General features: G+C 56.8%; 1 rRNA gene. It reads left to right on the forward strand.

The annotated features are described in order from the left end of the window. Nucleotides 1–1059: ribosomal RNA gene (locus QC180_RS30110) — 23S ribosomal RNA — on the forward strand; the annotation flags it as partial.

The raw sequence follows: 1059 nt of genomic DNA on the forward strand, positions 1-1059 counted from the left end.
TGTGGGGTGATGGCGTGCCTTTTGAAGAATGAGCCTGCGAGTCATCGGTGTGTGGCGAGGTTAACCCGTGTGGGGTAGCCGTAGCGAAAGCGAGTCCGAATAGGGCGTTTGAGTCGCACATTATGGACCCGAAGCGGAGTGATCTACCCATGGCCAGGGTGAAGCGACGGTAAGACGTCGTGGAGGCCCGAACCCACTTAGGTTGAAAACTGAGGGGATGAGCTGTGGGTAGGGGTGAAAGGCCAATCAAACTCCGTGATAGCTGGTTCTCCCCGAAATGCATTTAGGTGCAGCGTCACGTGTTTCACGCCGGAGGTAGAGCTACTGGATGGCCTAGGGGGCCCACAAGCTTACCGAAGTCAGCCAAACTCCGAATGCCGGTGTGTGAGAGCGTGGCAGTGAGACTGCGGGGGATAAGCTTCGTAGTCGAGAGGGAAACAGCCCAGATCGCCGGCTAAGGCCCCTAAGCGTGTACTAAGTGGAAAAGGATGTGGGGTCGCTTAGACAACCAGGAGGTTGGCTTAGAAGCAGCCACCCTTGAAAGAGTGCGTAATAGCTCACTGGTCAAGTGATCCTGCGCCGACAATGTAGCGGGGCTCAAGTACACCGCCGAAGCCGCGGCATTCACACATTATTCTGCTTTCGAGCCAGGAGTGTGGATGGGTAGGGGAGCGTCCTGTGGCCGTGGAAGCAGCAGTGTGAACTAGCTGTGGAGGCCACGGGAGTGAGAATGCAGGCATGAGTAGCGAAAGACGAGTGAGAAACTCGTCCGCCGAATGACCAAGGGTTCCTGGGCCAGGTTAATCCGCCCAGGGTGAGTCGGGACCTAAGGCGAGGCCGACAGGCGTAGTCGATGGACAACGGGTTGATATTCCCGTACCCGTGTATCCGCGCCCAATGGCGAATCAGTTGTGCTAATCGTCCAAATGTTTTCTTATCGAGCCTTCGGGTGAGAGGGAGAATTGCTGCACGAGACCCTGGCTGTAGTAGTCAAGCGATGGGGTGACGCAGGAAGGTAGCTGGGCCAGGTGATGGAATACCTGGTGTAAGCCTGTAGGG

Source organism: Nocardia anocheti (genome assembly GCF_029675105.1).
In the GTDB taxonomy this organism is placed as follows: domain Bacteria; phylum Actinomycetota; class Actinomycetes; order Mycobacteriales; family Mycobacteriaceae; genus Nocardia.